1 protein-coding gene is annotated in these 823 nt (G+C 59.4%); it reads right to left on the reverse strand.

Features of this window, described 5'->3' with window-relative positions; all coding sequences use genetic code 11:
* Positions 1 to 617: 617 nt before the first annotated feature.
* Positions 618 to 823 (reverse strand): transposase (locus tag M3I56_RS40745; RefSeq protein WP_254333344.1); only part of this gene is annotated, 206 nt, incomplete at its 5' end.

The raw sequence follows: 823 nt of genomic DNA on the forward strand, positions 1-823 counted from the left end.
TGGTCAATTCGAGTGGTCTGGTGCGCTTGCGGGGGCAGAAACTGAAGCTCTCGATTGCGCTCAAGGGGCTGCGCGTGGCGGCCCGTCCAAAGGACGACGAAGACGGTGTATTCGAGCTCTGGTTTGCCCATCACCGTGTCGCGACACTTGACCTGAAAGCAGCATTGCCGTGAGTATCAGGTGTCAACGATGTCCTCATACATGTGTCAATCATGTCTCCAGTCTGTACACCGCGGCAAAGAAAGGAGGCAAAGAAAGCCGCTCACACCGCCAATGCCTGTCCCCTTGCACCACTCGCCGTCATGGGTAGTGGCTCCGGAGCGTCTGTCACCTCGCACCTTCGAAGTTGGTGACAAGGCGCTCATTCATCCCGCTGCTCGCTACGCGCGCTGCGGTTGGGTCTGCAAGGGAAACCGGGCGGCACGCGTGAGTATTCGCGCGAACTCATGTGCCCCACTGGTGTTTGGTTATGCCCATCGGCGCGCGGAGCGCCGCCGGAAGGATGAGCGCCTTGTCACTCCGGTTGTGGGCGAGTGGTGGCAGACGCTCCGGAGCCACTGGCATAGACGGCCCGGAACCTGTCCGCGTTTTTGTGGGCGAGGCGGTTTAAAAGAACGTTACCCTCGCGCCGTCGTGAATCGGTCGCCAAACAGGATGGCAAACTGGTTCATCGCGGATTTCCAGTCAAAGGTGGCCCGTACCGACTTGGCCAGCACGTTGCGTAGCGCTAGCCAGAGTAGTTTGATTGCAGCCTCGTCATTGGGGAAGTGGCCCCGCGTCTTGATGATCTTGCGAAGCTGCATGTTCAGACTTTCGATGGCGT

Source organism: Paraburkholderia sp. CNPSo 3281 (assembly GCF_024206515.1).
GTDB lineage: Bacteria > Pseudomonadota > Gammaproteobacteria > Burkholderiales > Burkholderiaceae > Paraburkholderia > Paraburkholderia nodosa.